The 21,464-nt window shown below is 73.7% G+C and carries 16 protein-coding genes; 12 read left to right on the top strand and 4 right to left on the bottom strand.

Annotation, left to right across the window (positions count from 1 at the left end):
• Positions 1 to 252 precede the first annotated feature (252 nt).
• On the top strand, positions 253 to 492 hold the full coding sequence (locus JOD57_RS05235; RefSeq protein ID WP_204690924.1) for a hypothetical protein: 240 nt from the start codon (positions 253 to 255) through the stop codon (positions 490 to 492).
• A 79-nt stretch (positions 493 to 571) separates the two neighbouring features.
• Here the strand turns inward: JOD57_RS05235 and JOD57_RS05230 are convergent, their stop codons facing one another.
• From JOD57_RS05230 to speB, 3 genes are read right to left on the bottom strand one after another with little or no spacing between them, the layout of a single operon-like run.
• Positions 572 to 967 carry a hypothetical protein gene (locus JOD57_RS05230; protein ID WP_204690923.1) on the bottom strand — a complete coding sequence of 132 codons (396 nt, stop codon included), beginning with the start codon at positions 965 to 967 and terminating at the stop codon, positions 572 to 574.
• On the bottom strand, positions 964 to 2,910 hold the full coding sequence (locus JOD57_RS05225) for a primary-amine oxidase (RefSeq protein ID WP_204690922.1): 1,947 nt from the start codon (positions 2,908 to 2,910) through the stop codon (positions 964 to 966). The genes JOD57_RS05230 and JOD57_RS05225 overlap by 4 nt, the downstream gene beginning before the upstream one ends.
• A complete protein-coding gene (speB, locus tag JOD57_RS05220) occupies positions 2,907 to 3,947 on the bottom strand; it encodes an agmatinase (protein WP_204690921.1) in 1,041 nt (346 codons plus the stop codon). The genes JOD57_RS05225 and speB overlap by 4 nt, the downstream gene beginning before the upstream one ends.
• Before the next feature lie 459 nt (positions 3,948 to 4,406).
• Between speB and JOD57_RS05215 the strand changes: the two genes are divergently transcribed.
• From JOD57_RS05215 to JOD57_RS05185, 7 genes are all read left to right on the top strand, one after another.
• Entirely contained in the window at positions 4,407 to 5,939 is a 1,533-nt protein-coding gene (locus JOD57_RS05215; RefSeq protein ID WP_204690920.1) for an APC family permease, read from the top strand.
• A gap of 327 nt (positions 5,940 to 6,266) precedes the next feature.
• Positions 6,267 to 7,595, top strand: coding sequence for a serine hydroxymethyltransferase (gene glyA, locus JOD57_RS05210; RefSeq protein ID WP_204690919.1), 1,329 nt, complete (start codon positions 6,267 to 6,269; stop codon positions 7,593 to 7,595).
• Entirely contained in the window at positions 7,592 to 8,824 is a 1,233-nt protein-coding gene (locus JOD57_RS05205) for a sarcosine oxidase subunit beta family protein (RefSeq protein WP_204690918.1), read from the top strand. Before glyA ends, JOD57_RS05205 begins: the two co-directional genes overlap by 4 nt.
• 13 nt (positions 8,825 to 8,837) lie before the next feature.
• On the top strand, positions 8,838 to 9,116 hold the full coding sequence (locus JOD57_RS05200) for a sarcosine oxidase subunit delta (protein ID WP_204690917.1): 279 nt from the start codon (positions 8,838 to 8,840) through the stop codon (positions 9,114 to 9,116).
• Complete coding sequence (locus JOD57_RS05195; protein WP_204690916.1) at positions 9,113 to 11,974, top strand: 2Fe-2S iron-sulfur cluster-binding protein; 2,862 nt, start codon at positions 9,113 to 9,115, stop codon at positions 11,972 to 11,974. The genes JOD57_RS05200 and JOD57_RS05195 overlap by 4 nt, the downstream gene beginning before the upstream one ends.
• Entirely contained in the window at positions 11,967 to 12,545 is a 579-nt protein-coding gene (locus JOD57_RS05190; RefSeq protein ID WP_204690915.1) for a sarcosine oxidase subunit gamma, read from the top strand. The genes JOD57_RS05195 and JOD57_RS05190 overlap by 8 nt, the downstream gene beginning before the upstream one ends.
• 11 nt (positions 12,546 to 12,556) lie before the next feature.
• Positions 12,557 to 15,016 carry a GcvT family protein gene (locus JOD57_RS05185; RefSeq protein WP_204690914.1) on the top strand — a complete coding sequence of 820 codons (2,460 nt, stop codon included), beginning with the start codon at positions 12,557 to 12,559 and terminating at the stop codon, positions 15,014 to 15,016.
• Positions 15,017 to 15,064: 48 nt separating this feature from the next.
• Here JOD57_RS05185 and JOD57_RS05180 read toward each other — a convergent pair whose 3' ends face one another.
• Complete coding sequence (locus tag JOD57_RS05180) at positions 15,065 to 15,739, bottom strand: GntR family transcriptional regulator (RefSeq protein WP_204690913.1); 675 nt, start codon at positions 15,737 to 15,739, stop codon at positions 15,065 to 15,067.
• Positions 15,740 to 15,876: 137 nt separating this feature from the next.
• Here JOD57_RS05180 and JOD57_RS05175 point away from each other — a divergent pair, with 137 nt between their 5' ends.
• From JOD57_RS05175 to JOD57_RS05160, 4 genes are all read left to right on the top strand, one after another.
• Positions 15,877 to 17,304, top strand: coding sequence for an L-serine ammonia-lyase (locus tag JOD57_RS05175; protein ID WP_204690912.1), 1,428 nt, complete (start codon positions 15,877 to 15,879; stop codon positions 17,302 to 17,304).
• 10 nt (positions 17,305 to 17,314) lie between these two features.
• Entirely contained in the window at positions 17,315 to 18,163 is an 849-nt protein-coding gene (gene purU, locus JOD57_RS05170; RefSeq protein ID WP_204690911.1) for a formyltetrahydrofolate deformylase, read from the top strand.
• 106 nt (positions 18,164 to 18,269) lie between these two features.
• On the top strand, positions 18,270 to 19,742 hold the full coding sequence (locus JOD57_RS05165) for an aldehyde dehydrogenase family protein (RefSeq protein WP_204690910.1): 1,473 nt from the start codon (positions 18,270 to 18,272) through the stop codon (positions 19,740 to 19,742).
• A gap of 34 nt (positions 19,743 to 19,776) precedes the next feature.
• Positions 19,777 to 21,402, top strand: a complete 1,626-nt coding sequence (locus JOD57_RS05160) for an APC family permease (RefSeq protein WP_204690909.1) — start codon at positions 19,777 to 19,779, stop codon at positions 21,400 to 21,402.
• The last annotated feature ends 62 nt before the right edge of the window (positions 21,403 to 21,464 follow it).

Raw genomic sequence — 21,464 nt, 5'->3', positions numbered from 1 at the left:
ACAGGGCTCGTGGCACGAGGTCGACGTGAGGATGCCGACCGTCCCCGAGGCGGCGCCCAGGTGGCCCGCGGACTCGTCGTGGGGGCCTGCCCGACGTCGCCGTCCCGGCCGGGGACGGGCGGATCGGCCGACGGCGTGCAGCGTCGTCCGAGCGATCGCGGACGCCGACGTGGAGCACCAGGCACGTACCGGTGGACGCGGCCGTCCGTCGGCGAGTAGACCGGACGCTTCACTCGAGCGAAGGAGCGGGACATGACCAGTGGTGGCGGCCAGGAGGCCGGACAGGTCACCGGCACCCGGGACAAGGACTACAACCTCATCTGGTTCACCGAGCAGTGCCTGAGCAACGCGCTCCGGCTGGAGACCTACGTCCAGGACGCCGACCGCGACGGCGACGGCGAACTCGCCGATCTCTTCCGCAAGGCGCAGGCCGACAGCCGCAAGGGCGCCGAGCAGGGGAAGAAGTTGCTCAAGTCCCGGCTCAGCGGCTGATCGGCGAGCCACACGAACGATCCCGGGGAGGGCACGCCGGTTCTCACGAGGGCGGGCCTCGCGCCCGGGTGCAGAGGTCTCAGCGGGCCCGGCGCACGGCGCCGTACCCGCGGGCCGCGGCCAGCAGCAGCGCCACGACCGCGAGCAGCCCCGCCACCGGCCCGGCCCACGCGGCCGGGCCGGTGGCGGCGTGGTGCGTGTGCGTGCCGAGCACCGGCGGGTGGGCGACGAGCATCGCCGTCGTCAGGACGACGTGCGCCGCCCACGCCGCCCGGCCCGGCCGGCGCCACAGGTGCACCGCGCAGACCAGGCAGGCCGCGGCGAGCAGCGCGGTGCCGGCCGCGCGCGGGTGTGACGAGAGAGCCAGCCCGAGCCCGTGCGCCGCGGCGCACCCCGCCGCGGCCCCCGCCGCGCTGTGCGCGAGGAACCGCGGCAGGGCACCCGCGCCGAGGGGCTGGAGGGCGACGTCGGTCATCCCGGGTGGCACTTCCCCGGGGCCGGGGGCACGTCGAGCGCGGGGTTGCGGTCGAAGAAGCCGACCGGCTTGAGCTCGAAGGAGACGACGTCGACCGGCATGACCGGCCAGTCCTCGGGCCGCGGGACGTGGTGGATGCCGAACACGTGCCACAGCACGAGGTCGGTGTCGACGAGCGGCCGGTCGGCCTCCTGCCAGGCGGGCAGTCCCGCGTCGCGGCGGCTCTGGTTGCAGAACTCCCCGGAGGGCCAGCGCTCCTCCTCGTCGAAGCGGCTGACCCACACCGGGTGGTCGATCACCTGCGCCCGCTGCCGGAACGGCGCGTCCGCGTGCGCCATCGAGGGCAGCGCCGAGTTCGGGTACAGCTTGTAGCCGGGTGCGGTCCCGAGCCGGTTGGGCTTCGTCCGGTTGACCACCTTGAAGCTGCGCTGGGTGGCGAAGTCGACGTCCAGGCGCCCCTGCGACTCGGTCTCCACCGGCCGGCTGCGGGCGACGACGGCGAGCCCGTACGGGTTGTCCTCCGACACCGGCAGCGCCTCGCTCTCGGTGACGACGACGGTGTTCTCCGGGCCGTCGACCTCCATGTCCAGCCGCGCCACGACGAAGTGCTGGTGGATCGGTGCGTAGGTGCGCTCGTCGACGACGGTGCCGTAGGCCGGCGGGGAGCCCTCGTAGGCGCTGGTCACCATGATCCCGGTGGCGCGGACCTCGCACTGGATCGTGCCGTCCTGGTAGAAGCGCCAGTAGGTCAGGTACTCGTAGTTGGCCACCGTGGCGTGGAACGACACGACCATCCGCCGCGAGCGCCGCACCTCCGACCCGGCCTGCTCGTCGACGTGCTTCCACAGCACGCCGTCGTCCTCCTCGTGCAGGCAGATCGCGTTCTCGATCGTGTACGGCTCACCGCGGGTGTCGTGCAGGACGGCGTCGACGTAGGTGATGTCGCCGAGGCAGTCGCACCCGAGCTTCAGCGACGTCGTCATGAAGCCCAGGCCCCACTCGCCGATGTCGAAGGCGGTGCGCCGGTGGTGGTCGGGGCTGGGGTCGCGGTAGGGCACGACCATCTCGGCGAACGACATCCGGTGCGCGACCGGGCGCCCGTCGTAGGCGACCCGGTGGACGACCAGGCCCTCGCGGTGGTTGAAGCCCAGCCGCATCGTCCAGTTCTGCCAGCGCAGCTCGTGGCCGTCGAGGGCGAAGGAGACGCCCTCGGGCTGGGTGATCTCCAGCGGCTTGACGTCGGTGCGCTGCTGCAGGCCCGGCACGAGGGAGGGCAGGTACTCGCCCATGACGGCGGGCTGCGCCGGTGGCGGGGTGTCCTCGACCTGCAGCAGCTCCATCGTGTTCAGGTCGACGACGAAGTGCAGGCCCATGACCGGGTTGGCGTAGGGGTTGCCGTTCGGCACCGACCGGCGCCACACGTCGGTCCAGCCGACCCGGCGGTCCTGCAGGCCCTGCGGGATCAGCGAGTGGCCGTAGGCCCAGGTGTCGATGAGGACGAGGTCGAGGTCGGTGATGCCGCGCCCGGCCAGCGCCGCGATCACGTCGGGGTGCCGGATGAGCACCTCGTGCGCCTCGTGCCACTCGTCGAGGGTCATGTTGGCCTGCTCGCCGGGCACCGCCTCCCACGAGACGACGGCGTCGTCGGTCAGGGAGACCACCGCCTTGTACGGCGTCCCCTCGTCGCGGCTCCAGACGGTCACCCGCGCCTCGCGGCGGATCGGGTCGCCGGGGGAGAACGCGCGGACGACGTCCTTGGCCGGCTCGCGCAGCTCGATGGAGGCGAACCGCCAGCGCTCGTCCACCCCGCGGTCGCGGCGCAGGATGCCGGCGGCGGCGCGGAACTCCTCGGCGCTCAACGGGTCGAGGGGGTGCGGGGTGCCGGCGGCCGCGGGCCCGGCGGTCGCGCCGGGGCTGTGGCACGACGTCGCGAGCTCGGTCATGACGGGTTCTCCTGGGTGGTGTCGGGACGGTTCGCGAGCAGGGGGAGGGCCGGGTCCCAGCGGGTGCCGTCGCGGGCGTCGCGCCGGCGGCGGGCGATGGCCGAGAGCGCCTCGAGGACGACCCGGTTGGCCAGGGCCGCGGTGATGTCGGCGTGGTCGTAGGGCGGGCTGACCTCGACGACGTCCACGCCGACCACCGGCAGCTCCAGGCACAGCCGGCGGACGGCGTCCAGCAGCTGGCGGGCGGTCAGCCCACCCGGCTCCGGGGTCCCGGTGCCGGGGGCGTGCCCGGGGTCGCAGACGTCGATGTCGACGGAGAGGAAGACGCCGTCGCACTCGTCGGTGGCGATGGCCGACGCCTCGGTGAGGCAGGCGTCCAGCCCGCGGGAGCCGATCTCGGTCATCTCGTAGGAGCGCATCCGCTGCGCCGCCATCCAGTCCAGCGTCTCCGGCGGCGGCCAGTAGCCGCGCAGGCCGACCTGCAGGAACCGGTCGCCGCGCAGCGCCCCGGACTCGATGAGCCGCCGCATCGGCTGGCCGTGGCCCCACAGCGAGCCGAACTCGATGTCGCCGGTGTCGGCGTGCGCGTCGAAGTGGACCATCGAGACGCGGCCGTGCCCGAGGACGTTGGCCACGCCCTTGGCGTCGGCGAAGGCGATCGAGTGGTCGCCCCCGAGGACGACCGGGATGGCGCCGGCGCGGGCGACGGTCTCCACCGCGGCCTCCAGCGCGCCCAGCGCGGTCTCGATGTCGCCGGAGTACATCTCGACGTCCCCGGCGTCGAGCACGCGCAGGTCGCGCAGCCCGTCGGTGCGCAGCGCCAGGCTCGGCCGCGACCCGTCGTGCGCCAGGTAGTCGGTCATCCGGATCGCCTGCGGGCCGAAGCGGGTGCCCGGGCGGTGCGAGGTGCCGCCGTCGAACGGGGCGCCGAGGACGACGACGTCGGCGTCCGCGAACGACGCCGGGTCGCCGAGGTCGCAGCGGTCGACGCCGAGGTAGGTGATGTCCGGGCCGTACTGGGCGCCGTATCGCGTCATCGGGTCGGTTCCGATCCCTCGTTCGGGTGCGTCGGTGGGTGGTCGGTGCCGGCGTCGGTCGGGGGCGGTGGTGCGCTGCCCTCACTCCGACGGACAACCGATTCCGTATATTCGGCCACGGTAGACGACGGATTCACCTGGGTCCAGTACCCGGAGCCACCGTTCCTGTCGTCGGCACGGCCCGGCGGCCGGATGGCGCCGTCCCCTGTCGCCGTCCGCGGAACGCCACGGAATCAGGCTGGACGGCGTCGTTATCCGCGCGAAACAGTCGTGCGGCATGCTCACCGCGCTCGGATCCGTGGACGACGGTCATGTCGGACTGTCGACGGGGCCCGCGCAGGGTGTACACCGTGTCCACTTCCGCCGGGAGCCCGATCCTGGCTGGCTGTCGGCCTGTGAGGCGCGGCACACCCGCCGGCTGACGCGAGCCGCTCCGGCGGCACGACGAGGGAGGACCGCATGGCGGTGGAGCAGGGGCCGGTGACCGGCCGGCAGGCCGATCTCCGGGCGAAGGGGCTGTCCACCAACTCGGTGGGCCTGCTGGCCAGCGTGGTGCTCGGTGTCTCGAGCATCGCCCCGGTGTACGCGCTGACCGCGACGCTGGGCCCGACCGTGACCGAGGTCGGCCTGCAGATGCCGGCGGTGTTCCTGGCCGGCTTCCTGCCGATGCTGCTGGTCGCGTACGCGTACCGGGAGCTCAACCGGGTCGCCCCGGACTGCGGGACGTCGTTCACCTGGACGACCAAGGCGTTCAACCCCTACGTCGGGTGGCTCTGCGGCTGGGGCGCGCTGCTGGCGACGATCATCGTGCTGTCCAACCTGGCCGGCGTCGCCGTCTCGTTCTTCTACCTGCTGCTCGGCGAGATCACCGGCTCGGAGAGCGTCGGCGCGCTGGGTGACGACACCCTGGTCAACGTCCTCACCTGCGTCGCCTTCGTGGCGCTGGCCACGTGGGTCACCTACCGCGGCGTCGAGGCCACCAAGCGGGTGCAGTACGTGCTCGTCGGCTTCCAGATGGTCGTGCTGGCGGTGTTCGCCGTCCTGGCCCTGGTCAAGGCCGGCTCCGCGCCGGGCGGGATCGCCTTCGAGCTCTCCTGGCTCGACCCGACCGCCATCACCTCCTTCAGCGCCTTCACCGCCGGCCTGTCGCTGTCGCTGTTCATCTACTGGGGCTGGGACACCTGCCTGACGGTCAACGAGGAGACCGCCGGGAGCTCGCGCACCCCGGGCCGGGCGGCGCTGCTGACCATGCTGGTGATCATCGTGACCTACGTCGGCGTCGCGATCGCCGTCCAGATGTACGCGGGCATCGGCGCCGAGGGCACCGGGCTGGGCAACCCCGACACCGGGGACAACGTGTTCGCCGCGCTGGCCGGGCCGGTGCTCGGACCGGGGCTGGCCTTCCTGCTGTTCCTCGCCGTGGTCGCCAGCTCCGCGTCCTCGCTGCAGACCACCTTCCTGCCGACGACCCGCACCATGCTGGCGATGGGCACCTACGGTGCGCTGCCCAAGCGCCTGGCCGAGGTGCACCCCCGCTTCCTGGCGCCCTCGACGGCCACCCTGGTCGCCGGTGTCGGCACGGCGGCGTTCTACGTCGGGATCACGCTGATCAGCGAGAACGTCCTCATCGACACCATCTACGCGCTCGGCCTGATGATCTGCTTCTACTACGGCCTGACCGCCTACGCCTGCGTCTGGTACTTCCGGCACGAGCTGCGCCGCAGTGCCCGCGACCTGGTGTTCAAGGGCGTCCTGCCGCTGCTGGGCGCGCTCATGCTCACCGCGGTGTTCCTGCAGACGGCGGTCGACACCCTCGACCCCGCCTACGGCAGCGGGTCCTCGGTGTTCGGCGTCGGCAGCGTCTTCGTCATCGGGATCGGCCTGCTCCTGGCCGGCGTGGTGCTCATGCTCGCCTGGCGGGCGCGGCACCCGGAGTTCTTCCGCGGGGAGACGCTGAGGGTGGACACCCCGTCGCTGGTCTTCGACGACTGAGACGGCGGCCGCCCCGCCACGCGACGATCAGGTGACCTGATCGTCGAGCGTCCTCCCTCACGTCCCACGGTGAGGGAGGACGCTCCATGATCAGGGACCCTGGTCGTCGCGCGCCCGCAGCGGGGGCTCCGTGGGCGCACCCCGGCGCGGGGGCCCGTTCGTCGACGGACGGGCGAGTGCGTCGCCCGACCACCACGGCGCGACCGCGCTGGAGCCCACCGGCGACCGGCCGGGGGACACCCGGGGTCCTTGACCGCCGATCGATGGCCGCCTAGTGTGCTGGTAACTGATATACCAGTGTGGCGATCAAGCTCCGCGGAGGAATGCATGACCGTGCTCGCCGACCGGACCGCGGAGGCGCCGGCCGTCCCCGACCCGGTGCTGGGCCGCCCGCTCGCCGACGCCGACCCCGAGGTGGCCGCGGCCGTCGCCGCCGAGCTGCACCGCCAGCAGACGACGCTGGAGATGATCGCCAGCGAGAACTCCGCGCCCGTCGCCGTCATGCAGGCCCAGGGCTCGGTGCTGACGAACAAGTACGCCGAGGGCTACCCGGGCCGGCGGTACTACGGCGGCTGCGAGCACGTCGACGTGATCGAGCAGCTGGCGATCGACCGGTTGAGGGCGCTGTTCGGTGCCGAGTACGCCAACGTGCAGCCGCACTCGGGTGCCCAGGCCAACGCCGCGGTCATGTCCGCGCTGCTGCAGCCCGGCGACACCATCCTGGGTCTGGACCTGGCGCACGGCGGGCACCTGACCCACGGCATGCGGCTGAACTTCTCCGGCAAGCTCTACGACGTCGCCGCCTACCACGTGCGGGCCGACGACCACCTCGTGGACATGGCCGAGGTCGAGCGGCTGGCGCACGAGCGGCGACCGAAGCTGGTCATCGCCGGCTGGTCGGCCTACCCCCGCCACCTGGACTTCGCCGCGTTCCGCCGCATCGCCGACGAGGTCGGCGCCTACCTCGTGGTCGACATGGCGCACTTCGCCGGGCTGGTCGCCGCCGGGCTGCACCCCTCCCCGGTGCCGCACGCACACGTGGTCACCTCGACCACCCACAAGACCCTCGGCGGCCCCCGCGGCGGGGTCGTCCTCGCCACCGCCGACCTGGGCAAGAAGCTCAACTCCTCGGTGTTCCCGGGTCAGCAGGGCGGCCCGCTCGAGCACGTCATCGCGGCCAAGGCGGTGGCGTTCAAGCTGGCCGGTGAGCCGGCCTTCCGCGAGCGCCAGGAGCGCACCCTCGCCGGCGCCCGGATCCTGGCCGACCGGCTGCTGCAGGCCGACTGCCGCGAGGCCGGGGTCGGCGTGGTGAGCGGCGGCACCGACGTCCACCTGGTCCTGGCCGACCTGCGCGACTCGCCGCTGGACGGCCGGCAGGCCGAGGACCGGCTGCACGCCGTCGGCATCACGGTCAACCGCAACGCGGTGCCCTTCGACCCCCGGCCGCCGATGGTCAGCTCCGGCGTCCGCATCGGCACCCCCGCCCTGGCCGCCCGCGGCTTCGACGTCGAGGACTTCACCGAGGTCGCCGACGTCGTCGCGCAGGCGCTGCGGCCGACCGTGGGGGAGAGCCGCCTCGCCCGGCTGCGCGAGCGGGTCACCCGCCTCGCCGGCCGCCACCCCCTCTACCCCGAGCTGACGGAGACCGGCCGATGAGCCCGCGACCCCCCGGCGCCGACCTGCCGGAGCACCCCGACCTCCTCTGGCGCGACGTCGAGCCGAAGGCCTCCTACGACGTGGTGGTCGTCGGCGGCGGCGGGCACGGCCTGGCCACCGCGCACTACCTGGCGAAGAACCACGGCATCACGAACGTCGCGGTGCTGGAGAAGGGCTGGCTGGGCGGCGGGAACATGGCCCGCAACACCACGCTGATCCGCTCGAACTACCTGTGGGACGAGAGCGCGGCCATCTACGAGCACGCGCTCACGCTGTGGGAGGGGCTCGAGGAGGACCTGGGGTACCCGATCCTGTTCAGCCAGCGCGGCGTGCTCAACCTGGCGCACACGCTGCAGGACGTCCGCGACAGCGTGCGGCGGGTGGAGGCCAACAAGCTCAACGGCATCGACGCCGAGTGGCTCGAGCCCGACGAGGTGGCCAAGGTCTGCCCGATCGTCAACACCTCGGCCGACATCCGCTACCCGGTGATGGGCGCCACCTACCAGCCGCGCGCCGGCATCGCCAAGCACGACTACGTGGCCTGGGGCCTCGCCCGCCGCGCCGACCAGGCCGGCATCGACCTGATCCAGGACTGCGAGGTCACCGGCTTCACCACCTCCGGCGACCGGGTCACCGGGGTGCGGACGACGCGGGGCACCATCGCCACCGGGAAGGTCGCCCTGTGCGCCGCCGGCCACACCTCGGTGCTCACCGACATGCTCGGCTTCCGCGTGCCACTGCAGAGCCACCCGCTGCAGGCGCTGGTCTCCGAGCTGCTCGAGCCGGTGCACCCGACGATCGTCATGTCCAACGCCGTGCACGTGTACGTCTCCCAGGCGCACAAGGGCGAGCTGGTCATGGGGGCCGGGGTCGACTCCTACAACGGCTACGGCCAGCGCGGCGCGTTCCACGTCATCGAGCGGCAGATGGCCGCCGCCGTCGAGCTGTTCCCCGTCTTCGCCCGCGCCCACCTGCTGCGCACCTGGGGCGGGATCGTCGACGTCAGCCCCGACGCCTCGCCGGTCGTCGGCCGCACGCCGTACGAGAACGTCTACCTCAACTGCGGCTGGGGGACCGGTGGCTTCAAGGCCACCCCCGGCATCGGCTGGTGCCTCGCGGACACCATCGCGAACGACGAGCCCCACCCCTACGTCGCGCCGTTCGCCCTCGACCGCTTCGTCACCGGCGCGCTCGTCGACGAGCACGGCGCGGCCGCCGTCGCCCACTGACCGGGAGAGAACCGTGCAACTGATCAGCTGCCCGTGGTGCGGCCCGCGCGAGGAGGTCGAGTTCTCCTACGGCGGCCAGGCCCACGTCCCCTACCCCGAGGACCCCGCCGCCCTCGACGACGAGCAGTGGGCGCACTACGTGTTCTTCCGCGACAACACCAAGGGCCGCTTCGCCGAGCGCTGGTGCCACAGCGCCGGGTGCCGCCGCTGGTTCAACGCCGTCCGCGACACCGCCACGTACCGCTTCGAGGCCGTCTACCGCCCCGACGAGCCCCGGCCGGTGACGACGTGAGCGCTCCCTTCCGCACCGCCGCGGGCGGGCGCGTCGACCGCGGCACCGACCTGGCGTTCACCTTCGACGGGCGGTCCTACACCGGGCACCCCGGCGACACCCTCGCCTCGGCGCTGCTGGCCGCCGGCCGGCACGCGGTCGCCACCAGCGTCAAGCTCGGCCGCCCGCGCGGCATCGCCGCGGCCTGGGCCGAGGACCCCTGCGGCCTCGTGCAGGTCGAGGAGCCCTTCCCCGAGCCGATGCTGCTGGCCACCACCGTCGAGCTGTACGACGGCCTGGTCGCCTCCGGGCTGCCCGGCCAGGGCCGGCTGGCGCAGGTGCCCGACTCCGCCCGCTACGACGCGGTCCACCACCACGTCGACGTGCTCGTCGTCGGCGCCGGCCCGGCCGGCCTGGTCGCCGCGCTGACCGCTGCCCGCGCCGGCGCCCGGGTCGCGCTGGTCGACGAGCAGGCCGAGGCCGGCGGCGCGCTGCTCGGCACCGACGACGAGCTCGACGGCGCCCCCGCCCTGGAGTGGGTGGCGGCCGCGGTCGCCGAGCTGGCCGCGTCCCCCGAGGTGCTGCACCTGCAGCGGACGACGGCCTTCGGGCTCTACGACGACGGATTCGTCCTGGCGCTGGAGCGGCGCACCGACCACCTCGGCGGCGCCGCGCCCCGCCACCTGTCCCGGCAGCGGGTGTGGCGCCTCCGCGCCGGCTCGGTGGTCGTGGCCACCGGCGCGCACGAGCGCCCGGTCGTCTTCACCGACAACGACCGGCCCGGGACCATGCTGGCCGGCGCGGCGCGCACGTTCCTGCACCGCTACGGCGTGCGGGCCGGCTCGGAGGCCGTCGTCTTCACCACCGACGACAGCGCCTACGCCGCCGCGGTCGACCTGGCCGACGCCGGGACCCGGGTCGCGGCCGTCGTCGACGCCCGGCCGGCCGCCCCGGACCACTGGCGGGCCGAGTGCGAGCGGCGCGGCATCCCGGTGCGCACCGGATCGGCCGTCACCCGCACCGACGGCACCGACCGCGTCACCGCCGCGCACGTCGCGCCGCTGTCCGGCGGCCGGCTCGGTGCGGTGGAGCCGGTCGCCTGCGACCTGCTGCTCGTCAGCGGCGGCTGGAACCCCGCGGTGCACCTGTACAGCCAGGCCCGCGGCCGGCTGCGCTTCGACGACACCCTGGGCGCCTTCCTCCCGGCCGAGCAGCTCGACGGCGTGACCGTGGCCGGCGCCGCGGCCGGCGTGCTCGACCTGGCCGGCTGCCTGGCCGAGGGGCAGCGGGCCGGTGCCGCCGCACTGGCCACGCCGCCGTCCCCGGCCGTCGCCCTGCCGACGGTCGCGCCGGCACCGGAGCCGATGGCGCCGCTGACGCTGTGGCGGGTGCCCGACGCCTCCGGCGAGGACGGGCGCACCCAGTTCGTCGACCTGCAGCGCGACGCCACGGTCGCCGACGTCGCCCGCGCGGTCGGCGCCGGGCTGCGCTCGATGGAGCACGTCAAGCGGTACACGACCATCGGCACCGCGCACGACCAGGGCAAGACCTCCGGCGTGCTGACCTCGGGGATCACCGCCGAGCTGCTCGGCGTCGCGGTGCAGGACACCGGCACCACCACCTTCCGGCCGCCGTACACGCCGGTCGCCTTCGCCGCGCTGGCCGGCCGCGACCGCGGGCGGCTGTTCGACCCCGAGCGGGTCACCCCGGTGCACGACTGGCACGTCGCCGAGGGCGCGGTGTTCGAGGACGTCGGCCAGTGGAAGCGGCCGCGCTACTACCCGCGGCCCGGGGAGGACATGGAGGCCGCGGTCCTGCGCGAGTGCGCGGCCGTCCGCGGCGGCGTCGGCATCCTCGACGGCTCCACACTCGGCAAGATCGACGTCTCCGGCCCGGACGCGGCCGTGCTGCTCGACCGGCTCTACACGAACCTGATGAGCAGCCTGAAGGTCGGCTCGGTGCGCTACGGGGTCATGTGCGGCGTCGACGGCATGGTCGTCGACGACGGCACCGTGCTGCGGCTGGCCGAGGACCGCTTCCTCGTGCTCACCACGACCGGCGGTGCGGCGAAGGTCCTCGACTGGATGGAGGAGTGGCTGCAGACCGAGTGGCCCGACCTGCGGGTCCGGCTGACCTCGGTCACCGAGCAGTGGGCGACCTTCCCGGTCGTCGGCCCGCGCTCCCGCGACGTCGTCGGGGCGGTCTTCCCCGGCGTCGACGTCGGCGCCGAGGCGTTCCCGTTCATGACCTGGCGGGACACCACGCTCGGCGGCGTGCCCGTCCGGCTGGCCCGGATCAGCTTCTCCGGCGAACTGGCCTACGAGGTCTACGTCGACGGCTGGCACGCCCGCGCGGTGTGGGAGCGGCTGGTCGAGGCCGGCCGCGCCCACGGCATCACGCCCTACGGCACCGAGACGATGCACGTGCTCCGCGCGGAGAAGGGGTACCCGATCATCGGGCAGGACACCGACGGCACCGTCACCCCCCACGACCTCGGGATGGCGTGGGCGGTGTCCAAGAAGAAGAAGGACTTCGTCGGCAAGCGCTCCTTCGCCCGCGCCGAGAACCAGAACCCGATGCGCAAGCAGCTCGTCGGGCTGCTGCCGCTCGACCGCGACACCGTGCTGCCCGAGGGGTCGCAGGTCGTGGAGTTCGCCGCCGGCGGGCAGCTGCCGCCGCCCCCGGTGCCGATGCTCGGCCACGTCACCTCCAGCTACCGCAGCGCCGAGCTCGGCCGCCCGTTCGCCCTCGCCCTGGTCAAGGGCGGCCGGGAGCGGATCGGGCAGACCGTGCACGTGCCCGTGGGCGGCGCGCTGGTCCCCGTCGAGGTCACCGGCTCGGTCCTGGTCGACCCGGAAGGAGCCCGCCGCGATGGCTGACCAGCTCACCCGCACGCACCCCCTGGAGGCGTGGGTGCCCGCGTTCGGGGCGCTGCCCGGCGCCGTGTCGGTCACCGCCGAGCCGTACGTCGCCATGGCCGACGTCCGGGTCGACCCGGCCGCGGCGCCGCCCGTGCGCGGCGCGGCCCTGCCCACCACCGCCGGCACCTGGACGCCGACCGACGACGGCCTCGTGGTCTGGCTCGGCCCCGACGAGTGGCTGGTGACCAGCACGGGCACCGCGCCGCACCGGCTCGAGGCCGAGCTGCGGGAGGTGCTGGCGCCGGCCGGCGGCGTGGCCGTCGACGTCTCCGCCCAGCGGACCGTCCTGCGGGTCACCGGGCCGCGCGCCCGCGAGGTGCTGGCCAAGGGCTGCAGCATCGACCTGCACCCGCGGGTGTCGCGCCGGGGCCGCAGCGCGCAGACCACGCTCGCGCACGCCGCCGTCGTCCTGCTGGTCCTCGGCGACGACGCCGAGGACTTCGCCCTGCTCGTCCGGTCCTCCTTCGCCGGCCACCTCGCCACCTGGCTGCTCGACGCGGCCCTCGAGTACACGACCCCCGCGCAGTAGGGAGAACAGACATGACCGCCAGCCCTCGCGTGGTGATCATCGGTGCCGGCATCGTCGGCGCCAACCTGGCCGACGAGCTCACCGCCCGCGGATGGGACCGGGTCACCGTGCTCGACCAGGGACCGCTCCCGCTCACCGGCGGCTCCTCGTCGCACGCCCCCGGCCTGGTCTTCCAGACCAACGCGTCGAAGACGATGACCGAGTTCGCCCGCTACACCGTCGAGAAGCTGCTCGCCCTCGACGTCGACGGCGCGTGGTGCTTCAACCAGGTGGGCGGGCTGGAGGTCGCCACCACCCCCGAGCGGCTGGCCGACCTGCACCGCCGGCAGGGCTGGGCCACCTCCTGGGGCGTCGAGGGCCGGGTGGTCGACCCCGACGAGTGCGTCGCGCTGCACCCGCTGCTCGACCGCGACCAGGTGCTCGGCGGCTTCTCCACCCCCACCGACGGGCTGGCCAAGGCCTCCCGCGCGGTGGTCGCGCTGGCCCGCCGGGCGCAGACCCGCGGCGCCCGCTTCCAGGGCTCGACGCGGGTCACCGGCATCGAGTCCTCGGGCGGGCGGGTGACCGGCGTCCGCACCGACGGCGGGGTGGTCCCGGCCGACGTCGTGGTGTCCTGCGCCGGCTTCTGGGGGCCCGCGGTCGGCGACATGGTCGGCATGGCCGTGCCGCTGCTGCCGCTGGCCCACCAGTTCGTCTGGACCGGCCAGGTGGCCGAGCTGGCCGGCCGCAACGACGAGCTGACCGAGGCCGGCCTGCCGATCCTGCGCCACCAGGACCGCGACCTGTACTACCGGGAGAAGGGCGACCGGCTCGGCATCGGCTCCTACGCCCACCGCCCGATGCCGGTGGAGCTCGGCGACCTGCCCGAGGGCGACGTCACCGACGCGGCCATGCCGTCGATGCTCCCGTTCACCGAGGAGGACTTCGCCGAGCCGTGGGAGCACAGCCGTCAGCTGCTGCCCTCCCTGCGCGGGACGAAGGTCGACTCCGGCTTCAACGGCGTCTTCTCCTTCACCCCCGACGGCGGACCGCTGATCGGGGAGTCACCCGACGTGGCCGGCTTCTGGATCGCCGAGGCGGTCTGGGTCACCCACTCCGCCGGCGTCGCGCGGGCGGTGGCCCAGCTGCTGGTCGAGGGCCGCAGCGAGGTGGACCTGCACGGCTGCGACGTCGCCCGCTTCGAGGAGGTCCAGCTCGGCGCGGAGTACGTGCGCGAGACGGCGCAGCAGAACTTCGTCGAGGTCTACGACGTCCTGCACCCGCTGGACCCCCGGCAGTCCCCCCGCGACCTGCGGGTCAGCCCGTTCCACGCGCGGCAGCGCGAGCTCGGCGCGGTGTTCCTCGAGGCCGCCGGGTGGGAGCGGCCGCACTGGTACGAGGCCAACGCCGGCCTGCTCGACGAGCTGCCCGCCGAGTGGGTGCCGCCGGAGCGCGACGACTGGGCGGCGCGGCACTGGTCGCCGATCGCCGCCGCCGAGGCGTGGCGGACCCGCACCGCCGTCGCGCTGTACGACATGACGCCGCTCAAGCGGCTGGAGGTCAGCGGCGCCGGCGCGCTGGACCTGCTGCAGCGACTGACCACCGGCCAGATGGACAAGTCGGTCGGCTCGGTCACCTACACGCTGGCCCTCGACGAGGCCGCCGGAGTGCGCAGCGACCTCACCGTCGCCCGGCTGAGGGAGCAGCTGTTCCAGGTCGGCGCCAACGGCAACCTCGACCTCGACCACCTGCGCCGGCAGGCTCCCGCCGACGGCAGCGTCTCGGTGCGCGACGTCACCGGGGGGACCTGCTGCATCGGCCTGTGGGGCCCCCGCGCCCGCGACCTGGTGCAGCGGGTGACCTCCGACGACCTCAGCAACGCCAGGCTGAAGTACTTCCGGGCGAAGCGGGTGCGCATCGGCGGGGTGCCGGTGACGGCCATGCGGCTGTCCTACGTCGGCGAGCTGGGCTGGGAGCTCTACACGAGCGCCGAGCACGGCCTGCGGCTGTGGGACGCGCTGTGGGACGCCGGGCAGGACCTCGGGGTGGTCGCCGCCGGGCGGGCGGCCTTCAACAGCCTGCGGCTGGAGAAGGGCTACCGCTCCTGGGGTCACGACGTGACCACCGAGCACGACCCGTACGAGGCGGGCCTGGGCTTCGCCGTCCGCAAGCAGGAGGGGTTCGTCGGCGCGGCGGCCCTCGCCGGGCGCGGCGAGGACACCGTCCGCCGGCGGCTGTGCTGCCTGACCGTCGACGACGGCCGCAGCGTCGTCCTCGGGCACGAGCCGGTGTACCTCGACGGCCGCCCGGCCGGCTACGTCACCAGCGCCGCGTTCGGGCACACCGTGGGCCGGCCGGTCGCCTACGCGTGGCTGCCCGCCTCGGCCGGCGTCGGGACGGCGGTGGAGATCCAGTACTTCGACCGCCGGGTCCGCGCGACCGTCTCCGCCGAGCCGCTCGTCGACCCGGAGATGACCCGCATCCGCGGCTGAGGGAGTCCGCAGTCCGGCCCGTGGCGCCGCCACGGGCCGGACGGGCGTTCACACGACCGCGCGGATGGCCTGCTCGAAGCCGGTGACGTGCACGCGGGCGAGGTGCTCGGCGCGGTCGGCGTCGCCGGCGGCGATCGACCGCAGCAGCTCGACGTGCTCCCCGACGTGCTCGTCGACCGACGCCAGCCGGTCGAGGAACAGGCAGAAGATCCGCGTCGCGAGGTTGTCGTAGCGGACGAGCACGTCCTCCAGGTGCGGGTTGCCCGCCGCCCGGTAGATCGAGCGGTGGACGGCGAGGTCCCAGCGCATCAGGCCGGTGCGGTCGACCTGCCCGACGTCGAGGTGCTCGATCTGCCCGGCGAGCGCGTCGAGCTCCTCGCGCACCGCCCGCGGCGCGCGCTCGGCGGCGCGGCGGGCGGCCAGTGGCTCGAGCTGCACGCGGATCTCGGAGATGTGCGCCAGGTCGGTGATGTCCATGCCGGTCGCGAAGGTCCCGCGGCGGGGGAAGGTCACCACCAGCCGGTCGCCCTCGAGCCGCTTGAGCGCCTCCCGGACCGGCGTGCGTCCCACGCCCAGGGCCTGGGCCAGCGCGTCGTCGTCGATCGGCTCGCTGGGGCGGATCTCCAGCATGATCAGCTGGTCGCGGATCGCCACGTAGGCCCGGTCGGCCAGTGACGTCCCGACGGGTTCGACGTCCGACGGCAGCGCGGTCACGCACCGCATCGTAGGGGCTGGCGTCCCGAGGGTCTTGCTACTGCCGGGTGAGATGCATATCGTCCTGACTTGACTGATATACCAGGACGGCGGACGGAGGCGGGGATGACCGTGCAACCCTGCCGGTCCGCTCGGGTGGACCCCGCGTGACGATCAGCGTCTTCGACCTGTTCCGCGTCGGCGTCGGGCCGTCGAGCTCGCACACCGTGGGGCCGATGCGGGCCGCCGGCGCCTTCGCCGCGCGGCTGCGCGACGAGGGGCTGCTGGCGCGCACCGCCGGTGTGCGCTGCGAGCTGTTCGGGTCCCTCGGTGCCACCGGGCACGGCCACGGCAGCGTCGGGGCCGTCGTGCTGGGCCTGGAGGGGGAGCGGCCCGACCGGGTCGACCCCGTCGTCGCCGGACCGCGGGTGGACGCCGTCCGCGCCGGGGACCCGCTCCGCCTGGCGGGCGCGCACCCGGTCGCCTTCGCCGTCGACCGGGACGTGGTGCTGCACCGCCGCCGCCGGCTGGACTTCCACAGCAACGGCATGGTGTTCCGCGCCCTGGACGGCGCCGGTGCCGAGCTGCTGTGCCGCACCTACTACTCGGTGGGCGGCGGGTTCGTCCTCGACGAGGACGAGGCGGCCGCCCCCGCGCCCGACGAGGACCGTGCGCCGGTCCGCTACCCGTTCACCACCGCCGCGCAGCTGCTCGGCCACACCCGCGCGACCGGGCTGCGGATCAGCGACGTCGTGCTGGCCAACGAGCTCTCCTGGCGCAGCGAGGCCGAGGTGCGCGACGGGCTGCTGGCCGTCTGGGCGGTCATGCAGCAGTGCGTCGACCGTGGCACCCGGACCGCGGGTGTCCTGCCGGGCGGGCTGCAGGTGCGCCGCCGCGCGCCGGCGCTGCGGGCCCGGCTGGAGGCCGACCAGGACGACACCGACGCCCTGCGCGCGATGGAGTGGGTGACCCTCTACGCCCTCGCCGTCAACGAGGAGAACGCCGCCGGCGGCCGGGTGGTCACCGCCCCGACCAACGGCGCTGCCGGGATCGTGCCGGCCGTCCTGCACTACCACCGCGACTTCGTCGACGCCGCCGACGAGGACGCCGTCGTCCGCTTCCTGCTCACCGCCGGGGCGATCGGCTCGCTGTTCAAGGAGAACGCGTCGATCTCCGGCGCCGAGGTCGGCTGCCAGGGCGAGGTGGGCTCGGCCTGCTCCATGGCCGCCGCCGGGCTGGCCGAGCTCCTCGGCGGGACGCCGGAGCAGGTGGAGAACGCCGCGGAGATCGGCATCGAGCACAACCTCGGGCTGACCTGCGACCCCATCGGCGGCCTCGTGCAGATCCCCTGCATCGAGCGCAACGCCGTCGCGTCGGTCAAGGCCGTCACCGCCGCCCGCATGGCCGTGCGCGGCGACGGCGTGCACCGCGTCTCCCTCGACGAGGCGATCGCCACCATGCGCGCCACCGGTGCCGACATGAAGGACGCCTACAAGGAGACCGCGCGGGGTGGGCTGGCCCGCGCCGTGTCGACCGGCTCCCCCCTCGACGTCGTCCCCGCCGGCGTCGTCCCCGTCAGTGTCGTCGAGTGCTGAGGAGGCACCCGTGTCCCACGCCCTCACCCTCACGCTCAGCTGTCCCGAGCGTCCCGGCATCGTGCGCGCGGTGAGCTCGTTCCTGTTCGCGCACGGCTGCGACATCGTCGAGCACCAGCAGTTCGACGACGCCGTCCGCGGGCAGCTGTTCCTCCGGACGGCGTTCGCCTGCCTCGACGGCACCGACGCCGGCCGGATGGCCGAGGCGTTCCGCCCGGTCGCCGAGGAGTTCGGGATGGACTACCGGGTCGCCGGCGACCGTCCGCAGCGGCTGCTGGTCATGGTGTCGAAGCTCGGCCACTGCCTGAACGACCTGGTCTTCCGCTGGCGCGCGGGCAGCCTGGGCGGCGAGCTGGTCGCGGTGGTCTCCAACCACGAGGACCTGCGCCCGATGGCCGAGGCGGCCGGGCTGCCCTTCGTGCACGTGCCGGTCACGCCGGGCGGCAAGCAGGCGGCCGAGGCGCGGCTGCTGGAGCTGGTCGAGGAGCATCGGGTGGACCTGGTCGTGCTGGCCCGCTACATGCAGGTCCTCTCCGACGAGACGTGCGCCGCCCTGCGCGGCCGGGCGATCAACATCCACCACTCGTTCCTGCCGGGCTTCAAGGGCGCCAAGCCCTACCACCAGGCCTTCGACCGGGGCGTCAAGCTGGTCGGCGCGACGGCGCACTACGTGACGCCCGACCTCGACGAGGGGCCGATCATCGAGCAGGAGGTGATCCGCATCGACCACACCCACGACCCGCGCGCGCTGGCGACGGTGGGCCGGGACGCGGAGGCCCTCGCGCTGTCCCGCGCGGTGCGCTGGCACTGTGAGCAGCGGGTGCTGCTCAACGGGAGCAGCACGGTGGTCTTCCGGTGACCGTGTGCGGGCGGCCCGGGGGCGCGCTTGACGTGCCCCCGGGCACCCGCCAGGCTGCCTCGCCGGCCGGAACGGTCCCGGATGACGCGACTCGCATCGGAGTGTCATGGCCAACCTGCTGATCGGGAGCGACTGGCGCGCGGGGTCCTCGGGGGCCCAGCGCGAGGTGGTCAACCCCTTCGACCAGAGCGTCGTCGCCAAGGTCGACGAGGCGACCGCGGACGACGTCGACGCGGCCGTGCGCGCCGCGACGGCGGCGTTCGCGGACGGCGCGGGGGAGTGGCCGCGCACCCCGGCGGGCGAGCGCGGTGCCCTGCTGCGCCGGGTCGCCGACCTGCTGCTGCGCGACGAGGACGACCTCGCCCGGCTGGAGACCCTCGACACCGGCAAGACCGTCGGCGAGAGCCGGCAGGACGTGCAGGACGTCGCCGCCGTCTTCCGCTACTACGCCGACCTCGCCGACAAGGACCCCGGCCGGCTGGTCGACGCCGGACGCCGCGACGTCGTCAGCCGCGTCGTCTACGAGCCGGTGGGCGTGTGCGCGCTCATCACGCCGTGGAACTACCCGCTGCTGCAGGTGTGCTGGAAGGTGGCCCCGGCACTGGCCGCCGGCAACACCATCGTCGTCAAGCCCAGCGAGGTCACCCCGCTGACGACGATCCGGCTGGCCGAGCTCCTGCAGGAGGCCGGTGCCCCCGCGGGGGTGGTCAACCTCGTCCTCGGCGGCCGCGAGGTGGGCGCCGCGATGGTCGAGCACCCCGACGTCGACCTGGTCTCCTTCACCGGCGGCCTGGCCACGGGGCAGTGGATCCTGCGTGCCGCCGCGGAGACGGTGAAGAAGGTGACCGTCGAGCTCGGCGGCAAGAACCCCAACATCGTCTTCGCCGACGTCGACCTCGACACCGCCGTCGACAACGCCCTGACGGCGGTCTTCCTGCACTCCGGTCAGGTGTGCTCGGCCGGGACCCGGCTGATCGTTCAGGACGAGATCCACGACGAGTTCGTCGCGGCCGTGGCCGAGCGCGCCGGGCGCATCCGCCTCGGCAACGGGTTCGACCCGGCGACCGAGAGCGGACCCCTGGTGTCCGCGGAGCACCGGGCGAGCGTGGAGGAGTACGTCGCCACGGGACTGCGCGAGGGCGCCCGGCTGGTCGCCGGCGGCCGCCGTCCCGAGGAGCCGGCGCTGGCCGGTGGCTTCTTCTACCTGCCGACGGTCTTCGCCGACTGCCGGCGGGACATGCACGTCGTGCAGGAGGAGTCCTTCGGGCCGGTCCTCACCGTGGAGCGGTTCGCCACGGAGCAGGAGGCGATCGCGCTCGGCAACGACACCGACTACGGTCTGGCCGGCGCGGTGTGGACCGCCGACACCGCGCGCGCCGAGCGGGTCGCCCGGGCACTGCGGCACGGGACGGTGTGGATCAACGACTTCGGCCCCTACCTGCCGCAGGCGGAGTGGGGCGGGTTCGGACGGTCCGGCAACGGGCGCGAGCTCGGCCCGTCGGGTCTGGCCGAGTACCGCGAGGCCAAGCACATCTGGCACAACACCGCCCCTCAGCCGGCCCGCTGGTTCACCGGCTGACCGCGCACCTCGACCCCCGACGGACGGACGCCCCGTGACCGCGCACCCCACGCAGGACGGCGACTCGCACCTCGCCGAGTTCGGCTACAAGCAGGAGCTGGACCGCAGCATCGGGAAGTTCTCCAGCTTCGCCGCCGGGGTCAGCTACATCTCGATCCTGACCGGGACCTTCCAGCTGTTCTACTTCGGCTTCGGGGCCGGCGGGCCGGCCTACCTCTGGTCCTGGCCGATGGTGTTCGTCGGCCAGCTGATGGTGGCGCTGTGCTTCGCCGAGCTGGCGGCGCGGTTCCCCGTCGCCGGGTCGCTGTACAACTGGACCAAGCGCCTGGGCAGCCGGACGACCGCGTGGATGACCGGCTGGATGATGCTGACGGCGTCGATCGTGACGCTGTCGGCGACGGTGCTCGCCTACCAGATCACGCTGCCCCAGCTGTGGTCGGGCTTCCAGCTCGTCGGTGACGGGACCGGCACCTACGACTTCGCCGTCAACGCCGTCATCCTCGGCAGCCTCCTCATCCTGTTCACCACGGTGGTGAACGCCTACGGCGTCAAGCTCATGTCCCGGATCAACAGCGCCGGTGTCTTCATCGAGCTGGTCGCGGCCGTGCTGATCATCGTGATCCTGGCCGTGTCGATGACCCGCAGCCCGGTCGACGTCCTCACCGACACCGGCGGCCGCGGCGAGGGCGTCACCGGTGGCTACCTGGGTGCCTTCCTGGTCGCGGCCCTGGCCTCGGCCTACGTCATGTACGGCTTCGACACCGCCAGTTCGCTCGGCGAGGAGACCATCGACCCGCGGCGCACCGCGCCCAAGGCGATCGTCCGTGCCGTCACCGCGTCCTTCCTGCTCGGCGGGCTGATCCTGCTCTTCGGCCTCATGGCGGTGCGCGACCTCGACGACCCGAACCTGTCCTCGAGCACCGGCGGCCTGCAGTACGTGCTGCTGCAGGTGGCGGGCTCGGGCCTGGGCAAGGTCTTCCTCGCCTGCATCGTCGTCGCCATCACCGTCTGCTGCCTGGCGGTGCACACCGCGACGATCCGGATGATGTTCGCGATGGCCCGGGACAACAACCTGCCCTTCAGCTCGCGGCTGTCCAAGGTCGACCCCAAGCGCAAGACCCCGGTCGTCCCGGCCGTCGTCATCGGCGTCCTGTCGGCGTCGATCCTGCTGATCAACATCCGTCAGCCGCAGATCTTCACGGTGATCACCAGCATCGCGATCATCATGATCTACCTGGCCTACCTGCTGGTCACCGTGCCGATGCTGCTCGCCCGGCTGCGTGGGACCTGGCCGGGGCCGGGTGCCCGCAGCGACCGGAAGTACTTCTCGCTCGGCCGCTGGGGACTGCTGGTGAACGTCCTCGCCGTCCTCTGGGGCGCGGGCATGGCGCTGAATCTCGCCTGGCCGCGCCGGGCGATCTACAACGCCACCGAGCCGTACCACTGGTACCTGCAGTGGGGCGCCTTCGTCTTCATCGGCGCCATCGCCCTGGTCGGGCTGGCCTACTACCTGCTCTCGGCGCGGCACCGCACCGGCGTGCTGCCCGAGCACGCGGCGGAGGCGGCATCACCGGTCGAGGCCGGGCCGGCGCAGCAGCGCCTGGGCGACCCCGACGAGGACCCGGGACGCACCGACGTCCCCGTCGGCGGCCTCCGCTGAGGACGGACCCCCCTGCCCGCCGCCACGCACGAGCTCGCGGCGGGACCCTGGAGGGGAGCCGG

Origin of the sequence: Geodermatophilus bullaregiensis, assembly GCF_016907675.1 — a bacterium.
Classification (GTDB): domain Bacteria; phylum Actinomycetota; class Actinomycetes; order Mycobacteriales; family Geodermatophilaceae; genus Geodermatophilus; species Geodermatophilus bullaregiensis.
This window is presented reverse-complemented; position numbering and strand designations above follow the sequence as displayed.

Bases quoted from the DNA above. Each gene is read 5' to 3' on its own strand.
- JOD57_RS05165 (WP_204690910.1), top strand. From the start codon at position 18,270: ATGGCCAACCTGCTGATCGGGAGCGACTGGCGCGCGGGGTCCTCGGGG.
- JOD57_RS05180 (WP_204690913.1), bottom strand. From the start codon at position 15,739: ATGCGGTGCGTGACCGCGCTGCCGTCGGACGTCGAACCCGTCGGGACG.
- JOD57_RS05185 (WP_204690914.1), top strand. From the start codon at position 12,557: ATGACCGCCAGCCCTCGCGTGGTGATCATCGGTGCCGGCATCGTCGGC.
- JOD57_RS05215 (WP_204690920.1), top strand. From the start codon at position 4,407: ATGGCGGTGGAGCAGGGGCCGGTGACCGGCCGGCAGGCCGATCTCCGG.
- JOD57_RS05235 (WP_204690924.1), top strand. From the start codon at position 253: ATGACCAGTGGTGGCGGCCAGGAGGCCGGACAGGTCACCGGCACCCGG.
- glyA (WP_204690919.1), top strand. From the start codon at position 6,267: ATGACCGTGCTCGCCGACCGGACCGCGGAGGCGCCGGCCGTCCCCGAC.
- JOD57_RS05225 (WP_204690922.1), bottom strand. From the start codon at position 2,910: ATGACCGAGCTCGCGACGTCGTGCCACAGCCCCGGCGCGACCGCCGGG.
- JOD57_RS05230 (WP_204690923.1), bottom strand. From the start codon at position 967: ATGACCGACGTCGCCCTCCAGCCCCTCGGCGCGGGTGCCCTGCCGCGG.
- speB (WP_204690921.1), bottom strand. From the start codon at position 3,947: ATGACGCGATACGGCGCCCAGTACGGCCCGGACATCACCTACCTCGGC.
- JOD57_RS05190 (WP_204690915.1), top strand. From the start codon at position 11,967: ATGGCTGACCAGCTCACCCGCACGCACCCCCTGGAGGCGTGGGTGCCC.
- JOD57_RS05205 (WP_204690918.1), top strand. From the start codon at position 7,592: ATGAGCCCGCGACCCCCCGGCGCCGACCTGCCGGAGCACCCCGACCTC.